Source organism: Salibacter sp., from assembly GCF_031581065.1.
Taxonomy (GTDB): Bacteria; Bacteroidota; Bacteroidia; order Flavobacteriales_G; family Salibacteraceae; genus Salibacter.
Genome location: NZ_JAVLBN010000012.1, coordinates 22,141 through 42,470 on the forward strand (window position 1 = coordinate 22,141; position 20,330 = coordinate 42,470).

A 20,330-nucleotide genomic window follows, 5' to 3' on the forward strand; every position below is an offset into this window, starting at 1 on the left:
TTGAATGCACCTGTAGGTATATTTGATTCTGGACTGGGTGGTCTTACCATCTGGAACGAACTTGTAAAACTGCTCCCTCGTGAGCAGTTTTTTTATTTGGGTGATAGCATAAACGCCCCGTATGGTAACAAACCGACTGATGAGATTATTCATCTTTCTGAGAAAAACACAGAGTTTCTACTCAACCACAATTCCAAGATTATCATTGTGGCTTGCAACACCGCTACAACCCAGGCTATTCAACACTTACGTGAAAAGTATAAAAGTACTCAGTTTGTAGGTGTAGAGCCGGCTGTGAAACCCGCAACAAAAAACACCAAAACGAACCGTATAGGCATTTTAGCTACAAAAGGAACCTTGAATAGTCCGCACTTTCACGATACTTACAGCAGGTTTGGAAACGATATTGAATCGGTGATGCAAATTGGTGAGGGACTCGTAAAGTTAGTCGAGGAAAACCGCATCGAGTCTGAAGAATCAAAAAAACTACTCGAGCGCTACATCGCTCCAATGCTGGAACAAAACGCAGATCAAATCGTGCTCGGTTGCACGCACTACCCTTTCTTCAAAGACATCATTCACAACCTGGTTCCGAACAATGTTCAGATTATTGACTCAGGTGAAGCGGTAGCAAAACACACAAAGCGGATATTGACCGAGCTAAACACGTTAGCCGAAAAGTCTTTTGGATCTGACCAATTGTACACAACAGGCTCAAAAGAAATCATGATTGAGTTGGCAAGAAGACTAAAGCCTACAAGAGCGATTGCTGTTAACCCTCTTTAAACCAACCGGAATACTTCACATAATTCTGCGCGATACGCTGCACTTCACCTTTGAATAACTCTTCGCTCAAGTCTTTCACTTTTTTAGCAGGAACACCGGCATAAATACTACCGCTCTCGAGCTTTGAACCTTCCAAAACAACAGCTCCTGCAGCGATGATAACATTCTCCGGGATGTGCGCATTATCCATCACAATAGCTCCCATCCCGATGAGCACATTATCCTCAACCGTGCAGCCGTGAACCAAAGCATTGTGCCCGATGGAAACATTGTTGCCCACAATCGTACGCGTTTTTTCATACGTACAGTGAATGACAGCTCCGTCCTGAACGTTGACGCGATTACCGAGTTTTATCGAGTTAACATCTCCGCGAACAACCGAGTTAAACCAAAAGCTGCACTCATCTCCGCACGCCACATCTCCAACTATGGTGCTGTTTTCAGCTAAATAACAATCCTCTCCAAATTTGGGCTTAAACCCTCTGCACGACTTTATCAATGCCATTTCTATTCGTTTTAAGTTTCAAGACAATATTAAGAAACTAAAACATCAGTTGATTACCAACTGTGAAACAGCTTTTCTATCAGATCCATCAGAGAGTTTGAGAAAGTAGCTTCCTTTTGTGAGTTGAGCCACATCAATTGAGTTTTGCTCCAATGCTCCACTTTGAACTAATTTGCCGGTCATTGAGTAGATTTTATATGACTTAAATCGCTCACTCGATTCAATAAAAACCTTAGAAGAAGTTGGGTTTGGATATACCTCAACTTCACTTTTTGAGCCACTCAACTCATCAACCGAGTTCCAGTATTTAGAAGCATAACAACCTACCTCATCGTAAATATCACTTTCGTAAATCCGGTTTCCATCGCGTTCAAAGCAAAGTAGTTGAGGAAAATGAAGAACATCAAAAAATTGATTACCTACAACACCACCATATATTAGTCCTGCATTACTTCCAATTCCTTCAATCCACAACTCACCTTCATAAATAGGCCCTTTTAATTCTAGAGTATTTTGATATACTCCATCAATCAACATTGAATCTCTGTTTATTACCTCCAGTTGATAGCGATTCCCATCTAGTGAATAGATGTCCAAATCATCCCCAACCTCAGCTGTAAAGTCATACATCAGGTGTTCCTGAGTACTGTCAGGGTGAATCCCCCATATTTTTTGAGAAGCGCTATCACTGCGCATTAGTCCGGCAAAAGTACTGTTTACCCCGGGTGTTACCACGCTGTCTGTTGTCATGTAAACTTTGTTGTACGCTGTCCCGCCAAAAACTGAATCTCCATTGAGGTAAAACTTCTCCTCCCATACTGACCAAACAGCATTGGAGTCTGGGAAAAGAGTGTTTTGGGAAAGAGTCGCTAATGGGCAAATGACTGTGGCAAAAACAACTAAAATTTGTAGAATAGAATGATTAATACCTTTCATAATTATGTCTTACTTGTGGTGAAAATTCTAATCTAATAAAAATAATTGATGGCAGAAAGTCTTGATTATTTAACCAATAAAACCTAAATCATTAAAATCACGTATTCAATTGTCCATCACTTACTAAATTTGCATTCTTAAAACAACGTAATCATGAGCGAAAAAGAAGTTCCTTTTACAATATACGCTGAAACCACTCCCAACCCTAAAACGATGAAATTCGTGGCCAACAAGATTCTGGTACCTTATGGAGCAACAGTAGAATACAACTCAGAACTAGAGTGCCAGGATGCCCCACTTGCCAAGGTTCTCTTTACTTTCCCCTTTGTGGAGAGCCTTTTCTTTTCGAGCAACTTTGTATCGATAACCAAAAAAGATTTCATCGAATGGGATGATGTGGTAATGGAAATGAGAGAATACCTCACCAATTACCTCCGTGCTGATCAGCCCATTTTCACGAAACCACCCAAAACAACCGGTCACGAAACCAAAAACGAAGACAATCAATCTGAAAAAATCAAAGTAACTTCCACTCCGCAAAATGAGATGGAAGAAAAGATCATCAACCTGCTTGAAGAATATGTACGCCCGGCAGTTGAGGGAGATGGTGGAGCTATCCACTTCAAATCATTTGATGAAGGAAAAGTTACTGTGAAATTGAGTGGAGCTTGTAGCGGTTGCCCATCATCGACACAAACACTTAAATTTGGAATTGAAAATCTTTTTAAAGAACATTTACCTGAAGTTCAGGAAGTAGTAGCTGAAGATGCGTAATTTATTCAACTTTTTTTGTATTGCTTTATTGAGTATTGCTCTTTTGTCAAATTGCAATACGGAGGAGAGTTATGAGGCTTTTACCAGAATCGAAAAAACGTATTCCAACGGCAAAAAGCATGTTGTCCTCCATTATCAAATGAGAGAAGACACTGTTTATCAGGTCAAAAAAGAGTATTTTTACGACAGTGGAGAAAAGTTAATGGAAGGCCCGGTTACGCCAGATGGTAAACGCAACGGAAACTGGAAAGCTTACTTTCAGGATGGAAAAATCAAGAGCGAAGGTTCTTTTAAAAATGATAAAGCCAGCGGAAAAAGAACCGTTTATTTTGATAATGGGCAAAAACGCTACGAAGGGGAATACAAAAACGGGAAACGTTCTGGTACCTGGCACTTTTGGGACAAAAACGGAAAGCTACTTAAAACGAAGTCATATTAAATAAAGCCAGTCGGTGATAGCGCGGAAGACCATAGATGAAATCATGCAAACCGCTCGCATTGAAGAAGTCATTGGTGACTTCCTTCACCTCAAGCGAGCCGGTTCTAACCTCAAGGCGCTCTCACCATTCGTCAATGAGAAGACTCCTTCTTTCATGGTTTCGCCTGCCAAGCAAATCTTCAAGGATTTTAGCTCCGGCAAAGGCGGGAATGTAGTCACCTTCCTCCAGGAACACGAGCACATGTCGTATCCTGAGGCACTCCGCTTCCTGGCCGATAGGTACAACATCACTATTGAAGAAGATGGAGAGCAAACTCCTGAACAGCTCGAAGAGCAAAACAAGCGCGAAAGCCTGTACATCGTCACAAAATTCGCACTCGACTTTTTCAAAGACCAACTCCACGAAACAGAAGACGGGCAGGCAATAGGATTGAGCTACTTCAAAGAGCGCCAGTTCGAAACCGACATCATCAAAAAGTTTGACCTGGGGTACGCACCCGGTAAAAACATCTTCACCAAAACGGCTGATGAAAAAGGCTACAAAGACGAATACCTACTCGATACCGGGCTCATCAAACAAAACGATCGCGGTAAATACGATGGATTTCGCGAGCGTGTCATTTTCCCCATTCACGATCTTTCAGGAAGGCCGGTTGGCTTTGGTGCCCGTACTTTACGGTCAGATCCTAAAGTTCCAAAGTACATCAACTCGCCCGAAAGTGACATCTACAAGAAAAACCGCATTCTCTACGGTATATTTCAGGCCAAACACTCCATCATCAAAAACGACCTCTGCTTTTTAGTTGAGGGCTACACCGATGTTATCTCGCTACACCAGGCCGGCATTGAAAACGCGGTAGCATCATCTGGTACGGCTCTGACCGAAGGTCAAATAAAACTCATAAAGCGCTACACCCAAAACGTCACAATCCTTTACGATGGCGATCCGGCCGGAATTAAAGCATCCTTTCGCGGTATCGACCTAATCCTGCAGGAAGGCATGAACGTGAAAGTGGTGTTGTTGCCTGAAGGTGACGACCCCGATTCGTACGCAAAAAATTACGGCAAGGAAAAAACGCTGGATTATGTTGGTCAGAACCAAACCGACTTCATCACATTTAAAACTAACGTTCTCCTCAAAGACGTAGAAAACGATCCGCTTAAAAAATCGCAGGCCATTCGCGATATTGTGAACTCCATCGCACAAGTACCCGATCATATTTCACGAGCCGTTTTTATCCAGGAATGCAGCTCTAAGCTCGATGTCCCCGAAAAAGCGATTATCGCTGAAACGAATAAAATCAGGCGGAATCAATTCAACCAACAGCGCAGAGAAAAACTACGTGAACAGCAGCGTGAGGAACGGGAGAAAAACCTACCTGAGTCTGAACCAGAAAATTTCTTAGAAGAGAATACAAAACCTGTCATTCAGGATGAGATCAAAAATCAGGAACGCGAAATCTTGCGATTGATCCTGAAGTACGGCTCTGAACTGATGAACACCTGCGTATTTGTAGAAGAAAGTGAAAAAGAAGAAGATGTATCAGTTCCAGTGGGTGAGTTTCTTGTGAGTGAGATCATCGCTGATGAACTCACATTTCAATATCAGCTCCACGACACCATTTTTGAAGAAATTGCAGAATTGACTGAACGCGATGGTGCAATTGATGAACAGCACTTTATCCACCACGAAAACGATAAAATAAGAGAGTTCGTTGTGGATTTACTTGCTGAACGCTACGAACTTCACGACTGGGAAAAGAAAAACATATTTGTGAAGCGCGAAGAACAGCATGTTGGCAATCATGTTGAAAAAACACTCTACAAATACAAATTAGCTTGCATCAACCAAATGATTCAAGCTAATCAAAACAAAATGAAAACCGCTTTCAAGAGTGAGGAACCCATTGATGATATCCTACTAGAACAACGAGAACTCGACAAAATCAAAATGGAATTATCACAAAGACGCGGTTCAGTCGTTATTCGATAAGTAAAATAGAACCATTCTAAGTTTGTTAAAACCAACAACCTTACCCAACCAATGTGAAAAAATACCCGTTTACTAAAATGTGTTAACAAGTAGAGACAGCCCTTGAGTTAAAAATGAATGATCGTTGATCAGGAACTTATACAGCTATGCAAAAAAGAAGATCGCAGAGCACAGTTTAATTTGTACAAGCAGTGTTACGGAATTCTTATGGCTGTATGTTTACGCTATGAGCGCAACAAAGAGGATGCAGAAGAGCTTGTTAACATGGGGTTTCTCAAAATCGTCACAAAGCTCGACAAATACAATTCAAGCATTCCCTTTGAAGCGTGGATAAGGCGTGTCATGATCAACACAGTGATAGATGAATTTAGAAGGAGAAAAAAGGAGCAGGAGACCATAGAATACACCGACTTTGACGACCATCACCACCACAAGCAAGTTGAAATGAATGAAGCAGACCTTCGCTTTGACGCTGAAGAGTTAGAGCAAATGCTGCGCAATCTGCCAAACGTTACACAAAAGGTTTTTAACCTTCATGTAATCGATGGCTACAGCCACAAGGAAGTGAGCGATATGCTCGAAATATCGGTTGGAACTTCAAAGTGGCACGTGTCCAACGCACGAAAACTGTTGAAGGAGCAAATTGAAAAAAGTAAGGATAAAGAAAGTAACTCGCAGAGTATTACAGCATGAGCAAGGATTTAGATGAAATATTTAAAGAAGGATTGAAAGACCGCAAAGTTTCCTTCAACCCAAATGCCTGGGATAAAGCAGAAGCTATGCTCAATAAAGAGCAGGGCAAATCAAGGGGAGGCTTTGTTTGGTGGAAAGCTGCCGCTGCGGCTTTACTACTGGTTTCTCTTTCTGTTGGTGGCTACTTTGTGCTGAATTCAGGCACCAATAATCAAGTCACTGAAAAACAACAAACTGAACAAAAAGAACAATCATCAAATGAAAGTAAGGATAAGCTTTCTGATGATAAGTCTTTCAATGAAGACAACAATACCCCCGGGATAAACCAAAATCCTGATGATCAGCTCGCGGAAGAAGAGACTAAAGCAAAATTTTCCGCTACTTCGAAAAGAAACCAAAAGCGAGCTGGTCAAATGCGATTTGCCAAAAACAGCGAGCCCAACAGGGCCGCTGCAGGGCAAACGTATTCTAAAGAACAATCACTATCTGATGTAAAAAACACTTCTTCTGCTGGCTTAAAGCAACAAAAGAGAAGCTTTTCACTCAATGGAATTCCACTTCTCGAAAAGTTGTTGAGCAGCTCAGTTGAAGAAAACTCAATTGACAATACAATTTACACCGATAAGATCCCGGATTTCACTCCGGTTGTGAAACACAGGTTTTTCCTAATCGGTGGTGGTATGGCCAGCAATGCTTACAAAACCGGAGACTATTCTAAAAATTACGCCATTGACCCATTTGGCGGAATTGGTTACGAATACCTCATCAATCCAAACTTCTCAGTTGAAGCTGATTTACTCTATCTACACCGAAGCGGTGTGAGTACTACGAAAACGATTGAGAGCGGTGAGTACAGCTTTGGCCGGGTTACTGATATTTACCACATCAATCACGAAGTAATGCTTTATCTTGAGTTGCCTGTTTTTGCGAATTATAGATTGGGAAATAATGTGATCAAAGCCGGTGTTGGTGTAAGCTACCTCATCAACTCCAAAAGCACGGTTGAGCACATTCACAACACGCAATTTGACCAACAAGTATCAACCTCAACTGAGTACGGTCACAACGATGGCTTTAACAAGTTAGATTATTCAGTTCAGTTAGGTTATGAAAGACTTGTTCTCAATAGATTGAACATAGGTGCTCGCGGATCTTACGGTTTTGCTGATGTTGTAAAGGATGATTACTACAATCACTCTGCAGTTGACAACAACCTCAACTTGCGCATTTACGCTAAATACAATCTGGCGAATCTTTAATGAATAAATTTGTATCCATTACACTATTAGTCGTTTCGCTATTCCTTATAAGCTGCGACAAGGATACTCCTGAAGTATCCAGCAACGATGTAGTGTTTTATATGGAAGGTCAAATGGGCGAAAATCCCATGAGCATGAAAGCTGGCGTGAACGACAACTTCATGCACACCAATTACGAGCCAGATAGCGCTGGTATCAATTCTTATATTGGTACAATAGCCGGTTCTGACTGTGAACTGGAAACCCCATGTGACAACTCCCTAACTTTTAAGTTTCGCGCCAGTAATGGTCAGAACCAAATAGACTCTGCGCTATCACCGCAGCAAAAAACTTATCGCAGCACTTCAGATTCAAGCCTGGCAGGATATAATGTTGGCTTCAATTCAAACATTGAGCCTGCGGGCGGGAACTACAAAGTTGAGTGGACATTTAGTAATGGCGAAACGAGCACCTCTGAAAATCCGACAGTATTTTTTGAGGCTCCCGTTGGAACAATTACAGCATGCATGACCGTTACAAACCTCGATTCCAACACGAGTGTAACGACTTGTAACACCATTTCACCAACAAAAAGTTGTTATGCAGATTTTACTTACAGTTTTTCATCAGGAGGAAATGTAACAGTCAACGCAATTGAAAATGGTGTTGCTCCTTTTACTTACCTGTGGGACTTTGGAAATGGTTTTATGCCGCTCAACCAACAACCCAACTTAAACTTTAGCGGTCAGGATACAGTATCAGCCTGTTTGAAAATCATTGATGCAGTAAACTGCGAAGCAGTAATGTGCAAGACACTACTCGTTGATTCATCTGCTACATCGGCATTTACTGTTGGCAACTTCAACTATTCGGTTTCTGAACAATATTCATTCAATCAGTACGATTACAACGAAGTAGTTGTGGAATATGTGGATGAGAATGGTGAACAATATTCGTCACAATTGAAAGAGCAGCCTGGATGGGCAAGTTTTGAGATCATTGAAACTGAAAGTTACGAGCAAAATCGCTTTGGTCAAAACACAAAACGTCTCGAAATAAATTGCAACGTTCAGCTATACAATGAGAACGATGTATCACAAAAAATGGACTTCATCAACGCAAACGGTTTTATTGGAGTAGCTCATCCGTAAACCGGATATCTTTCACCTTCATTTGAAGTGATGTTTTCCCATTGAATGTATTTTCCTCAATTGTGTAAGCAATACTAAAAGGCTCTCCTGATTGAACAATTTCAATCTTATCAGCCATTCCAAAAGCAATACCTGAAATCATAACATTAGAATCTTCATTCTTCACAACAACCCGAAGGTGAGACTCATCACTACCTACTACTTTTGAATATCCCGCATCATCCAAATAATGAGTAGCAAATACCGGAAACATATTTTTAGGTCCAAACGGCCCCATTCTTCTCAAAATTTTATAAAACCCGTTATTGATTTCATCTAATCTTAAAACAGCATCAATATCTAAAACAGGTTGCTTGTGTTTCTCTTTGATACGCTCACGAACCGATTGATCAAATTTTTCTTTAAACTCATCTACCTTATCAGGAGAAATAGAAAGGCCTGCTGCGTATTTATGGCCGCCAAATTGTTCAATAATCTCACTACAGGCATCAATTGCCTCGTAAATATCAAAGCCTCTCACACTACGAGCCGAGCCGGTTACTTTTCCATCGTATTCTGTTAGGACAATTGTTGGTTTGTAGTGGGTTTCAATCAATCGTGAAGCCACAATCCCGATGACTCCTTTGTGCCATCCGGGCTTATAAACGACAGTAGACACAGCATTTTCATACCAGCTATCTTCAGCAATCATTTGGAGAGCCTCCTCATTTATAGCCCTGTCGAGATCTTTCCGCTCCTGGTTCTGACTGTTAATCAAAGATCCTAACTCAGTTAGTTGAGTCTCGTCAGAATTCGTCAAGAGCGCAACAGCCTTTGTAGCATGCTCCATTCTGCCGGCTGCATTGATACGCGGCCCCACAATAAAAACCAGGTCACTAACAGTAATTTCGCGATCATTTGAGGCGTGCTCACCCAGCAGTCGCTTAATACCCGGAGAAGGATTTTCATTGACTTTCCTCAATCCGTGATGCAATAAAATCCTGTTTTCTCCATTTACCGGAACAATATCGCAAGCGATACTCACAGCTAACAAATCAATGAAATCTGCCGGAGGGTTAGCATTTGCCAATTCCGGTTCAATTGCACATAACCCCTGCATCAACTTGAACCCAACTCCACAACCCGAAAGCTCTTTAAAAGGATACTCACAATCTGATCGTTTTGGATCCAAAACAGCTAAAGCTGCCGGTAATTTTTCACCGGGCCGGTGGTGATCACAAATAATAAAATCGATTCCTTTTTCGCGAGCATACTCCATTTGCTCAATGGCTTTAATTCCGCAATCGAGGGCTATTACAACCGAAAAACCATTTTTTGACGCGTAATCAATCCCCGCTTTAGAAATTCCATACCCTTCAGTATAACGATCTGGAATATAGTAATCGATGTTATCAAAATGTGGCTTTAGAAAACTGTACATCATGGAAACAGATGTTGTACCATCTACATCGTAATCGCCATAAACGAGAATTCTTTCTCCGTTTTTTTTCGCGGTCAGAACCCGCTCAACAGCCGTTTTCATATCAGCCATGATGAGCGGATCATGGAGATTTGCAAGGTTCGGATTGAAAAAATCTCGCGCTTCTTCAAAGCTCGTTACTCCGCGATTTACCAGAATTGTTGCAAGTGGTAGCGGACAGTTTATCGCTGATGATAGTTCGAGCGATTTCGCATTATCTTCCGGTGGTATAAAGTGCCATCTTTTTTCCATTACTTCAAAGATGAAAAATTTTGAATGTATTTTTGGCGGCATTGAAGGTTAAAATATGGAAATACTCAACATTCTAATTCTTTTGGTTTTTCCTGCTGTAGCAATATTAATCGCTCAGCGCATACCGGCATTAAATGCCATCATACTGTGCTATGCAGCCGGAATATTAATCGGAAATACCGTTCCTGAATATGTTGCTCACGATACGGTAAGATCCATTATTGAAGTTATGGTAGTTTTAGCCTTACCGCTTCTCCTTTTTTCATCAGATTTTAAAGGCTGGCTCAAAAACCCCGGCATGATGCTCAAATCTTACGGATTGCTATTGATTTCTGTGACAATTGCATCATTTGTTGGCTTTTTTGCTTTTAATGAACTCGCTGATGCACCTACAATAGCATCCATGTACAGTGGTGTAATTTCAGGCGGAACACCTAACCTCAATGCTATTGGAATTGCGCTCAATGCGGGTGATGAAATGTTTGTTTTACTCAATGGTTATGATGTCATTTTGAGTGGTAGCTATTTCTTTTTGCTAGTATCGGTTGCCAGACCTTTACTCAGCAAGATTCTTCCAACGAAAGAGAAAGGTGAAAAGAAAAAAGAAGTTCCGCTTCAATTTCAAAATGTGACATTAAAAAGTTTTAAAGGACATCTCAAAAATGTAGTTGTAGCATTGCTTTGGGGAATTGGATCAGTTGGTGTCACAATAGGGCTGTCCTTTTTGTTCTTTAATGAATTAAACGCATTGTTTGTAGTGGTTGGAGCATCCAGCCTCGGAATTCTCTTTTCATTTAATAAACGAATGAGAGCGCTTCCTCTCACTTATGAAACTGCCGATTACCTACTCTTAATTTTTGCTTTTGGAATGGGAACGCTCGCTCAATTTGATAAACTAGTGAGTAGCGACTGGAGAAGTTTTGCTATGTGTGCCATCATTTTTGGTGTGATGTTGATTCTGCATATATCACTTTCCAGGCTTTTGAAAATCGACACCGATCATTTCATGATCAGTTCTACTGCCGGAGTTTTTGGACCGCCTTTCATTGGACCTGTAGCAAACGCAACTGGAAATCAAAAGCTCATTGCGCCAGGTGTTGCCATGGCGATCTTTGGAAATGCTGTTGGGACTTACCTCGGCATATTGCTCTTCGAGATTTTCAAAAACTTGTAGAAACAAAAAATCCGGTTGAATTACCGGATAAGTTGAAAATAAAAAAGGGAGCCACCGCATTACGCTAAGTGACTCCCCCCACTAACCACCTACTTGAGTACAAATATAAGGCAACTTTATTTCTCTGACAAAACCAAAACTGAATTTTTTGATAAAAATTCCACTTCACCAATAGTTCACCCTTTATTATCAGGGATTACGCGCTCATTGAGAATATCAGTTTGAACTTTAATAGACTCATCGTGAATCAACTGGAGCAACAGCTCAACAAATTGTCTGTCGAGTCCCTCACCTTCACCAAATGGAATGCGGGTATCTAAAATTTCTCTCCATCTTTCGAGCTGGAGAATGGTGACGTCATTATCTTTTTTGTAGGAGCCAATTTCACCAACAATTTTTTTTCTTTTTGCCAGTGCTTTCAATATCTCGGCATCGATTTCATCAATTTGACTGCGAAGTTGCTCGAGCTGGTTCTGAAAAGTTGTTGATTTACTCGTATTGCTCCTTACCGTTAGCAAAGACATTGTTTCGATGAGTTGCTGAGGTGTGATTTGTTGCTGTGCGTCACTCCAGGCATCATCAGGTGATATGTGAGTTTCGATCATGAGTCCGTCAAAATCGAGATCGAGTGCTTTTTGAGCAACATTGAAAACTTTATTGCGCTGGCCTGATATGTGGCTGGGATCGCAAATAATTTTCAAGTCGGGAAAGTCAGTTTTGAGTTTGATGGGAATTTCCCAGTTTGGTGTATTTCTGTATTCTGAACTGATTGAGGAAAACCCACGGTGAATAGCTGCTAATTTATTGTTTCCTGTATTCAGCAATCTTTCAATTGCACCAACCCACAATGCATAATCTGGATTAATGGGGTTTTTAATCATGACCGGAATATCAACTCCCCTAAGTGATTCGGCTATTTCCTGAACAGCAAAAGGAGACACAGTTGTACGGGCTCCTATCCACAAGACATCGATACCGTATTTGAGTGCTTTTTCAACGTGATCTGCATTGGCGACTTCAATCGTAACGGGTAAACCAAACTCTTCTTTAACTCTTTTTAGCCAGGGAAGCCCCTTTTCACCAACTCCTTCAAAGGAATTGGGCCTGGTGCGTGGTTTCCAAATTCCGGCTCTGAACAGTTGAGGTCTATTCGATTCAACTAATTGACGGGCCGTTTCTATAACCTGGTCTTCAGTCTCTGCACTGCAAGGACCGGCTATCAGATATGGTTCTGATTGTTGAATCCAACTATTTGTAAATTTATGTTGTTTTTCTCTATCCATTTTATTCAATGACTGTACCCAATAAAACAGCCCTGCATTTCAAATGTTTCAATACAAATTGAAATCACCAGTTTACCACTACTTTTCCTATCGAGTTTCTGCTTTCAAGTAAGTGATGTGCATCGGCAATTTCTTTAGCTGTAAACTCACCGCCAACGTGCGGTTTGAGGATATTTTGATCTGCGAGGTCAACAACTTTTTGCATCACATCGCCAAGTACAGATGGACTTTGTTCAGCAATACGCAACATATTGAGGCCTATGACTCCATTGCTTTTCAACAAGAACTGAAGCGGATGCATGAGACCAAAATCCCACGCGAGTTTCAATTTGTCAAATACATTTCCCTTGCTTCCGCTCCAGGTAGAAACACCAAAAATGATGTGACGCCCTCCAAAACGAACGAGTTTGTTGCCGTTTTTGAATGTTTTCCCGCCAATTGGATCGAAAATGACGTCAACCGGGTGCTCGCCCAGTTTGGCTCTGACCGAAGTTGCAAAATCTTCTTTTCTATAATTAATGGGGTAATCAACGCCCTGCTCTTTTAAAAACTCAATTTTTTGGTCAGATCCGGCAGTACCAACAACCTCACAGCCTACCCATTTTGCGAGCTGGGTGAGCGCAATACCAACACCTCCTGCACAAGCATGAATGAGCACTCTTTCGTGTGGCTGAATATTTGCCATTCTGATTGCCGCGTAATAAGCTGTGCAATATTGGGTAGCCAATGCGACCCCGGCAGAATTTGAAATTGAATCAGGAAGTCTTACGGTTGTTCTGCTATCAGCAATGCACTGCTGAGCATATCCGCCAAATTGAGTAAAGGCCAAAACGCGATCACCTTTCTTAAAGTCATTTGCTCCTGAACCTACTGCTTCAACTCGTCCAACAGTTTCGTAGCCCAAAACTGCAGGGAGTGGCGGTGCATCATTGTAAATTCCGTTTCGCGCCATGACATCAGCGTAGTTGAGGCCAAATGACTCAACATTGATGAGTAACTCTCCTTCACCCGGGCTCTCGACTTTATGATCTCTTAGCTCAAATGCTTTTTTAGCATCTCCGTTTTTTATGAGGTAAACTGCTTTCATACTATCTCACTTTAACTTTTGAAAGAACCTTTGCAAAGAGAGCCGGAAAAAATCTTTTCACATAAATGCCTGAAACTTCCTTGAGTCCGCCCATGTAAATTTCATTCTTACCGGATTGCATAGCCTTATAGATCTTAGATGCCACATCTCCAGGATTCATTCCATTTGCCTGTGCATCATCCATTTTATTGAGCTTCTCTCCTTTTCCGGTAAGCGCATTATTGGCAATATTAGTGCGAACAAACCCAGGACAAATAAGCGTAACCTGGAGATTATCCTGAACATGCTCAGCTCTCAAACCATCAAAAAAGCCATGTAAAGCATGTTTTGAGGCGGCATAAGCTGTTCTGTAAGGTGAACTGTACATTCCTGTTACACTCGTTGTAACACCTATTTTTCCGCCTTTCTTTTCTATAAAATGCGGGAGCAGTGCCTTGGTCAATGAAATAGTGCCAAAATAATTGACATCCATTATTTTGCGATCTACTTCAAGGTCAGTTTCAATAGCAAAAGCTCGCTGACTGATTCCTGCATTGTGCAAAACCTCATCGATTCTCCCAACCTTTACGATTACTTCATCAACTATTCTTTGATGAGAAGCTATGTCAGCAATATCCAATGGCTGAACGATAACCTCAACATCAAACTGAGAGAGCTTTTCTTTGAGTTCTTTCAACTTTTCTTCTCTCCGGGCACTTACGATTAAATTGCATCCCTGCTCAGCATATTCAAAGCACAAAGCCTCTCCTATTCCTGAGCTAGCTCCCGTTATCCAAATATTTCTTTTTGAGGTCATATTCACTTAATGCCTATTGTGTACTTTCACTAACAATTTTCAAAATTATGAGATTTATTGTCGTCATCTCTATTTGTATGTCGCTAATGCTAAATTGCACGAATATGAATAACGAAAACTTCGATGTTCAGGGTCACCGCGGATGCCGTGGTTTACTCCCGGAAAACTCCCTTGAAGCATTTGAAAAAGCCCTGAAAATTGGCGTCACCACACTCGAAATGGATGTTGTGGTATCGCGTGATAACAGGTTGATTGTTTCACACGAGCCCTATATCAGCAAGGAGATTTGTGATATTCCAGACTCAATTCCACAAAATAGCGACAAGCTAAACATCTATAAAATGGATCACGGTCAGATCCGGGATTTCGACTGCGGAACAAAGTTCAATCCGCGATTTCCCGAACAGAAAAAAATCTCGACCCATAAACCTACACTGACTGAAGTTATTGAACTGGCAGAAACGTTCAGTGAAAAGAACAATACTCCTCCGGTGCATTTTAACATAGAAACAAAATGCATTCCCGAAACGGATAACATTTACCACCCAGAGCCAAATGAGTTTGCCGAGTTACTAATTCAAACAATTAAAAAACACGGATTGACTGATCGGTTCACGCTTCAGTCTTTTGACATTAGGACTTTACAATACGCTCATGAGAAATACCCTGAAGTAGAAATCGCTCTACTTATTGAGAATGTGAAACCATTTGAAGAAAACATTGCTGATCTGGGTTTTAAGCCTGACATCTACAGTCCTGATTTTGAACTTTTAGATGCTCAAGACATTGAAAGTTTACACGAACAAAATATTCGGGTAATTCCGTGGACAGTAAATGAAAAAGACGACATGATCAACCTGATCGACTGGGGTATTGACGGAATTATAACGGATTATCCCAACCGGCTAACTGAGGTTTTGACCGAAATTAAATAGACGCTAGTTTTTCACCTTCAATCACATCTGTGTCAATAGGGATGCTATCGATTTGCTGCTTTTGTTTGTGCATTTCCTGCTCAAACTCATCGCGCATTTCTTCTTTAACCGGTTTTGATGGTGGTAATTTTTCGCGTCTGTGATCAACCTGGCTTCCATTTTTCCAAAAGCGGTAGCAAACATGAGGTCCTGTTGCTAAGCCGGTACTGCCAACATAGCCGATAATGTCTTTTTGTTTCACCCTAACACCAGTTTTAATGCCGCTCTTGATCTTGGTCATGTGAAGATACTGAGTAGTGTATGTCCCATTATGACGGATTTTCACGTAATTCCCGTTGTACTTGCTGTATTGAGCAGCGATCACAACTCCGTCTCCGGTACTCATAATAGGCGTTCCGCGTGGAGCTGCGTAATCGGTTCCGAGGTGAGCTTTCCAACGCTTTTGAACAGGGTGAAATCTGCGTTTCGTGTAGCCTGAAGTCAATCGGCCAAATTTGAGTGGAGATTTTAGAAATGCTTTGCGTAAGCTTTCACCATTTTCATCATAATAGTCTTCAAAATCACCATCATTGAAACTGAAAGCGTAAAAGGGATTACCCATGTGGTTGAAGTTTGCTGCATGAATTTTACCTACGCCAATGAATTCATCATCAACGTAATGCTCATCAAAAACTACTTTAAAATAATCGCCTTTTTGAATGCGGTAAAAGTCGATTGTCCAGGCATAAATATCGCTTAACTCCAAAGCAAGTGCCGGACTCAAATCATTATCGACTAATGTTTCGAAAAGCGATGATGTAATAACGCCAGATGCTTCTTTCGTTCTAACTTCAATCTCTTTTTGTCCTTTGAAAACAGAAATACTATCTCTCAAATCAAAAACCACGTACTCTGTGGGGTTAGGCTCATAAACGAAACAAGCCGCCTTGCCTGTGCTGTCTTTTTTACAATACACAGCGTAATCACGACCGTGACGGATATCGCGAACATCGAAAATATCTTTTGCTGTTTTTACGAGTTGATCGATCTCAGGATATGAGACATTGTACTTGAGCAGGATATCTGCTAAAAACTGGTTGCGTTCAATCTTGCCTTTGTAAACAGAAAAAGAATCGGCAATCATTCCGTACTCCATGTTGAGTTCATTGGAGTCTGGAGTGAGCGTATCTGCTACGGGAGACGATTGTGCGAGGGTTTGTGGGTTCTGACTGTTATTTTCACAAAATAAAAGAAGGCCGGCAAAAACGGCAACTGTGATTCCCAGTAAGATGTAAGCTAATTTATGTTTCGCCATGTCAGGTATTTTGGCTGATAATTCGCGTTATTTACGAGTTCCTATTGATTAGGTTCGCTAAAACGGCTGCGAATATACAACTCATTTAGCCAAAGAAAACGAAAAGCAGGCCTAAAAATTAGACCTGCTTTAAATTTGATTCACAATGAATTGTGAAAATTATTTACTCACTATCGCTACCGGGTGCGCTAGTTGACTGTAATTAGTGAGTTCCATTTTTACCGAGCCCACTAATATTCCAGCTTTTGCGAGAACCGGTATTCTGTTTTTATCGTCAGTAATGTAAACTGTAAGATCTCCGGGTTCATCAAAAACTCGCCCGGGCTGAACGATAGGTTCAAATTTTAAACATTTGAATTTACCTGCTTTAGTTTTAATCGTTTCTCTACCTGTATAACGGATTTTCAAAGGTTCAATTTTTCCGTCCAAAAATGCCTGCAGGACGATTATTTCACCTTTTTTATATTTACTGAGATCGAGCGTACGGGCAAAGTAAAATGCACTAATCATGTCCTGAATTCCGTAAGGAACTTGTTTGACTTCACCTTTTTCAGTTTTCACTTTATTCTCGTCCTGTTCAAACTTGTAATGTTGTTTGAACTCATATCCGCCTTCACTTACATCACGCTTAAATTCATATGGATGAATGTTTTTGGCATCGATAAAACTCTCGTAAGTATCGCGCACCTTAAAAACCCAGTCAAAAGCACCAACACTTCTACCTTTACCTACTACGTGGAGTGCTTCGCGACTTCCGTAATAATGTGTTTCGTTTTTAATTTCAATTACAGCTTTACCCGCATCAACAATCCCATAATGTACGAGATATTCAATACGCTCACCTTTTTGGAAAACAGGATAGTCAACTCTGTGAAGTTCACTGAGTCCCTGTTCAATTCTTTTGATTTCGGGCTTTTGGGCATGAAGCATGCTGAGGCCAAATAACACCACGAAAACGATTCCTATTCTTTTCATGATTTCCTCCTTTTGCATCATATAGTTCAATGTTCGTGCCAAATTAGGTTTCTCGCTCTCAAGCAAGCAATTAAACCAGAACCAATCAAAGACTTAACCAGCAAGCCGGGTATAAATGTTAAGCTTTCGAGCATAATTTGAAGATTGTCTTGTATTATAGACAATACGATAAACCCGACAATTAAGGTCGCAAACTGACTGATGCTAAAGTTAATAAATATTGGCCAAAACCTTTGTCCAAGTATCTTTTTCAGAACACTTGCAACAACGTTTGAAATCAAAAACCCCATAAAAAAGCCAATGTGAGGACCCAGTAAAACCGGAATTCCTGATTTCCCATCTGAGAAAACGGGCAATTCCAAAGCACCCAAAAACAGATAGCTCACCACTAGAAACAACGCTGTTTTCAAAGGGAAAACAAAAGCCGGTAAAACAAGAAAAAGTGTTTGGAGTGATATATCTACTTCACTTCCGGGAATCGGGAAACTCAATGGTCCGCTGAGGCAGGCCAGTACCAACAATATAAAGAATATGGCTATTTGCTTTTTATTCACGACTTCCTGCCGAGTCCTTCCACAACAACTACAATTTCGCCTTTAACACCTTTGGAATCGTAATATTCATGTAATTCCTCAAGTGAGCCGCGTTTGGTTTCCTCGTGTATTTTAGTCAACTCTCTGCAAACTGCTGCTTTTCGGTCAGATCCAAAAAACTCGCTGAGTTGCTTGAGTGTTTTCACCAACCTATGAGGTGATTCATAAAAAACGATGGTTCGTTCCTCTTCAGCAAGTTTGGTTAGGCGTGTTTGTCTCCCTTTTTTATGAGGAAGAAAACCTTCAAACAAAAACCTGTCGCACGGCAAACCAGAGTTTACCAAAGCCGGGACAAAAGCTGTTGCACCGGGAAGCGTTTGCACTTCAATGTCGTGAGCTACGCATTCTCTAACGAGTAAGAATCCGGGATCTGAAATTCCGGGAGTTCCCGCGTCAGAAACCAGAGCTAGTGTTTGCTCTTCTTCTAACAACTCAACTACTTTTTCTACTTGCTTGTGTTCGTTGTGCTGATGAAAAGATTTGAGCGGCTTGTCAATACTAAAGTGCTTGAGCAACTTTCCGGTTTGACGGGTATCTTCGGCCAGAATCAAATCCACTTCTTTGAGAACTGACAGGGCTCTGACCGTGATATCCTCCAAATTACCAATTGGTGTGGGAACCAAATAAAGAATGGCCATATTAGATGCCTTTTTCTACTAAGCTGCTCACGATTGCTTCTTTCGATTCGCCAGACTCAATTTTATCAGCAATGGCTTTGATGAAATCTTCAATTTTTTCAGAATCAACTCCCATCGCAACGCCAAAACTCATGCACAGCTCTTTCTCGCGTTGATCAGCTTCACCGTCAAGGTTCATCATTTCCACGAGATCGTAAAGTTGCTCAGCACGATCTTGCTGAGTGAGCTTGATGTTTTCATCGTGAAACTCATTCGGTTTTTGAATGATCTCACTCAACTCTTCACGAGTAATGTAAAACTGGTTTGAGATTTTAAATAAAAAATCGAGTTCTGCCTTATCTAAAATACCGTCAGCCATTGCTATACTAAGCAAGTGGCGAAAATGTTCTTTGTTTTTAAGCTTGTTTTCAGTCTCCATAAAGCGGTTAAAATTTTACATAAATCTACGTTGAATTAACGACATAAAAGCAACTGTTGTCTCACTTTCCATGTCCCACTCATAAGTTGGCTTGAGTTGTTTTTCAACGTAATTATTAGCGTGTTCGTAACTTTCCAAATGATTCAATTCACTCAATGCCCTGTTGAACGCTTCCATATTTCCATCAAACAGTTCATTTGAAAACAAAAAGCGTTCGTTTAACCCTATTGCCGTTTTCAGGTCATCGATTCTTTTGCTGCCGAGATAATCGGCAAGTGAATTATTGGTTGGCGTTGAATCCTCAATTGTTGATTTTTGTTCTGTCTCCTGGTCAGATCCCTTCTCAGCCGACTTTTCGTCAACTTTCTCACTTTTTTCCTCAGAGCGATCTTCGGTTTTCTCAGCCGAATCTTCAGAATCTGCTTTTGGCTGTTCCTCTTCGATTTCTTCTTTCTTTTCCTCAACCGGCTCTGTCTTTTGTTCTTCCGGCTTTTCTTCACTTTTGGTTTCGGACTCAGGCTCTGACCGTTGCTCTTCTTCTTTCACCTCTTCAGCATCCTCAGCAATTGATTCTTCAAATTCATCTACCTGATGCATGATTGATTTGTCTTGAACAGACTTTTCTTCTTTTTCGCTGTTTGACTCAACAGCGTTTTGGGTGACAACCACTTCTTCGCTATCAGGCAATTCCAACATGAATTTCAACACCGATAATTTTTGTTGAACCTGCTGAACATGACTTAAAAGTTCATCGATTTGTTTCTCGCTCAACTGCTGAGATGATTTCAACACATCAGCATCACTGTTGAGCAACTCAATTTGTTTTAGGGCAATCTCTTTTAATTCTTCTGTTTTTATCGGCATTTTGGTTCAATTATATTCACCTTTGTACAACGCAAATTTAGTTAGAT

The 20,330-nt window shown here is 40.9% G+C and carries 21 protein-coding genes; 9 read left to right on the forward strand and 12 right to left on the reverse strand.

Annotated elements, in window-relative coordinates; translation table 11 throughout:
- Nucleotides 1-786, forward strand: coding sequence for a glutamate racemase (gene murI / locus RI557_RS04815; RefSeq protein ID WP_310682492.1), 786 nt, complete (start codon nt 1-3; stop codon nt 784-786).
- On the opposite strand, the gene RI557_RS04820 is transcribed toward murI, so the two are convergent.
- Both RI557_RS04820 and RI557_RS04825 read right to left on the reverse strand, forming a co-directional pair.
- Nucleotides 773-1,291 (reverse strand): gamma carbonic anhydrase family protein, encoded by a 519-nt coding sequence (locus RI557_RS04820; protein ID WP_310682494.1) that lies wholly within the window; start codon nt 1,289-1,291, stop codon nt 773-775. The genes murI and RI557_RS04820 overlap by 14 nt on opposite strands.
- 45 nt (nt 1,292-1,336) lie before the next feature.
- Nucleotides 1,337-2,227: a T9SS type A sorting domain-containing protein gene (locus tag RI557_RS04825; RefSeq protein WP_310682496.1), complete on the reverse strand. Its 891-nt coding sequence runs from the start codon at nt 2,225-2,227 to the stop codon at nt 1,337-1,339.
- 153 nt (nt 2,228-2,380) lie between these two features.
- Here RI557_RS04825 and RI557_RS04830 point away from each other — a divergent pair, with 153 nt between their 5' ends.
- The 6 genes from RI557_RS04830 (at nt 2,381) to RI557_RS04855 (ending at nt 8,515) form a co-directional block, all read left to right on the forward strand.
- Nucleotides 2,381-3,001 (forward strand): NifU family protein, encoded by a 621-nt coding sequence (locus tag RI557_RS04830; protein WP_310682498.1) that lies wholly within the window; start codon nt 2,381-2,383, stop codon nt 2,999-3,001.
- Nucleotides 3,002-3,029: 28 nt separating this feature from the next.
- A complete protein-coding gene (locus RI557_RS04835) occupies nt 3,030-3,440 on the forward strand; it encodes a hypothetical protein (RefSeq protein ID WP_310682500.1) in 411 nt (136 codons plus the stop codon).
- A gap of 13 nt (nt 3,441-3,453) precedes the next feature.
- Nucleotides 3,454-5,433: a DNA primase gene (gene dnaG, locus RI557_RS04840; protein ID WP_310682502.1), complete on the forward strand. Its 1,980-nt coding sequence runs from the start codon at nt 3,454-3,456 to the stop codon at nt 5,431-5,433.
- 117 nt (nt 5,434-5,550) lie between these two features.
- Nucleotides 5,551-6,126 (forward strand): RNA polymerase sigma factor, encoded by a 576-nt coding sequence (locus tag RI557_RS04845; RefSeq protein WP_310668182.1) that lies wholly within the window; start codon nt 5,551-5,553, stop codon nt 6,124-6,126.
- Nucleotides 6,123-7,385, forward strand: coding sequence for a porin family protein (locus RI557_RS04850; RefSeq protein ID WP_310682504.1), 1,263 nt, complete (start codon nt 6,123-6,125; stop codon nt 7,383-7,385). Before RI557_RS04845 ends, RI557_RS04850 begins: the two co-directional genes overlap by 4 nt.
- Nucleotides 7,385-8,515, forward strand: coding sequence for a PKD domain-containing protein (locus RI557_RS04855; RefSeq protein ID WP_310682507.1), 1,131 nt, complete (start codon nt 7,385-7,387; stop codon nt 8,513-8,515). The genes RI557_RS04850 and RI557_RS04855 overlap by 1 nt, the downstream gene beginning before the upstream one ends.
- Here RI557_RS04855 and recJ read toward each other — a convergent pair.
- Nucleotides 8,493-10,226 carry a single-stranded-DNA-specific exonuclease RecJ gene (recJ, locus tag RI557_RS04860; RefSeq protein ID WP_310682509.1) on the reverse strand — a complete coding sequence of 578 codons (1,734 nt, stop codon included), beginning with the start codon at nt 10,224-10,226 and terminating at the stop codon, nt 8,493-8,495. The genes RI557_RS04855 and recJ overlap by 23 nt on opposite strands.
- A gap of 55 nt (nt 10,227-10,281) precedes the next feature.
- Here recJ and RI557_RS04865 point away from each other — a divergent pair, with 55 nt between their 5' ends.
- Complete coding sequence (locus RI557_RS04865; RefSeq protein ID WP_310682511.1) at nt 10,282-11,400, forward strand: DUF819 family protein; 1,119 nt, start codon at nt 10,282-10,284, stop codon at nt 11,398-11,400.
- Between the two features lie 176 nt (nt 11,401-11,576).
- Here the strand turns inward: RI557_RS04865 and RI557_RS04870 are convergent, their stop codons facing one another.
- The 3 genes from RI557_RS04870 to RI557_RS04880 form a co-directional block, all read right to left on the reverse strand.
- The gene (locus RI557_RS04870; RefSeq protein ID WP_310668187.1) at nt 11,577-12,683 is read right to left on the reverse strand and encodes a chorismate mutase; all 1,107 of its coding nucleotides are present in this window, start codon (nt 12,681-12,683) and stop codon (nt 11,577-11,579) included.
- A gap of 64 nt (nt 12,684-12,747) precedes the next feature.
- A complete protein-coding gene (locus RI557_RS04875; RefSeq protein ID WP_310668188.1) occupies nt 12,748-13,770 on the reverse strand; it encodes a zinc-binding dehydrogenase in 1,023 nt (340 codons plus the stop codon).
- Nucleotide 13,771: 1 nt separating this feature from the next.
- Nucleotides 13,772-14,566, reverse strand: coding sequence for an SDR family oxidoreductase (locus tag RI557_RS04880; RefSeq protein ID WP_310668189.1), 795 nt, complete (start codon nt 14,564-14,566; stop codon nt 13,772-13,774).
- Nucleotides 14,567-14,670: 104 nt separating this feature from the next.
- Between RI557_RS04880 and RI557_RS04885 the strand changes: the two genes are divergently transcribed.
- Nucleotides 14,671-15,501, forward strand: a complete 831-nt coding sequence (locus RI557_RS04885; RefSeq protein WP_310668190.1) for a glycerophosphodiester phosphodiesterase — start codon at nt 14,671-14,673, stop codon at nt 15,499-15,501.
- Here the strand turns inward: RI557_RS04885 and RI557_RS04890 are convergent.
- The 6 genes from RI557_RS04890 to RI557_RS04915 form a co-directional block, all read right to left on the reverse strand.
- A complete protein-coding gene (locus tag RI557_RS04890; protein WP_310682514.1) occupies nt 15,494-16,795 on the reverse strand; it encodes a peptidoglycan DD-metalloendopeptidase family protein in 1,302 nt (433 codons plus the stop codon). The genes RI557_RS04885 and RI557_RS04890 overlap by 8 nt on opposite strands.
- A gap of 159 nt (nt 16,796-16,954) precedes the next feature.
- Nucleotides 16,955-17,770 carry a DUF3108 domain-containing protein gene (locus RI557_RS04895; protein WP_310668192.1) on the reverse strand — a complete coding sequence of 272 codons (816 nt, stop codon included), beginning with the start codon at nt 17,768-17,770 and terminating at the stop codon, nt 16,955-16,957.
- Nucleotides 17,771-17,796: 26 nt separating this feature from the next.
- Entirely contained in the window at nt 17,797-18,324 is a 528-nt protein-coding gene (locus tag RI557_RS04900; protein WP_310668193.1) for a biotin transporter BioY, read from the reverse strand.
- Entirely contained in the window at nt 18,321-19,001 is a 681-nt protein-coding gene (rsmI, locus tag RI557_RS04905; RefSeq protein WP_310668194.1) for a 16S rRNA (cytidine(1402)-2'-O)-methyltransferase, read from the reverse strand. The genes RI557_RS04900 and rsmI overlap by 4 nt, the downstream gene beginning before the upstream one ends.
- Before the next feature lies 1 nt (nt 19,002).
- Nucleotides 19,003-19,419 carry a hypothetical protein gene (locus RI557_RS04910; protein WP_310682518.1) on the reverse strand — a complete coding sequence of 139 codons (417 nt, stop codon included), beginning with the start codon at nt 19,417-19,419 and terminating at the stop codon, nt 19,003-19,005.
- A 15-nt stretch (nt 19,420-19,434) separates the two neighbouring features.
- Complete coding sequence (locus RI557_RS04915; protein ID WP_310682520.1) at nt 19,435-20,283, reverse strand: hypothetical protein; 849 nt, start codon at nt 20,281-20,283, stop codon at nt 19,435-19,437.
- Between the last annotated feature and the right edge of the window lie 47 nt (nt 20,284-20,330).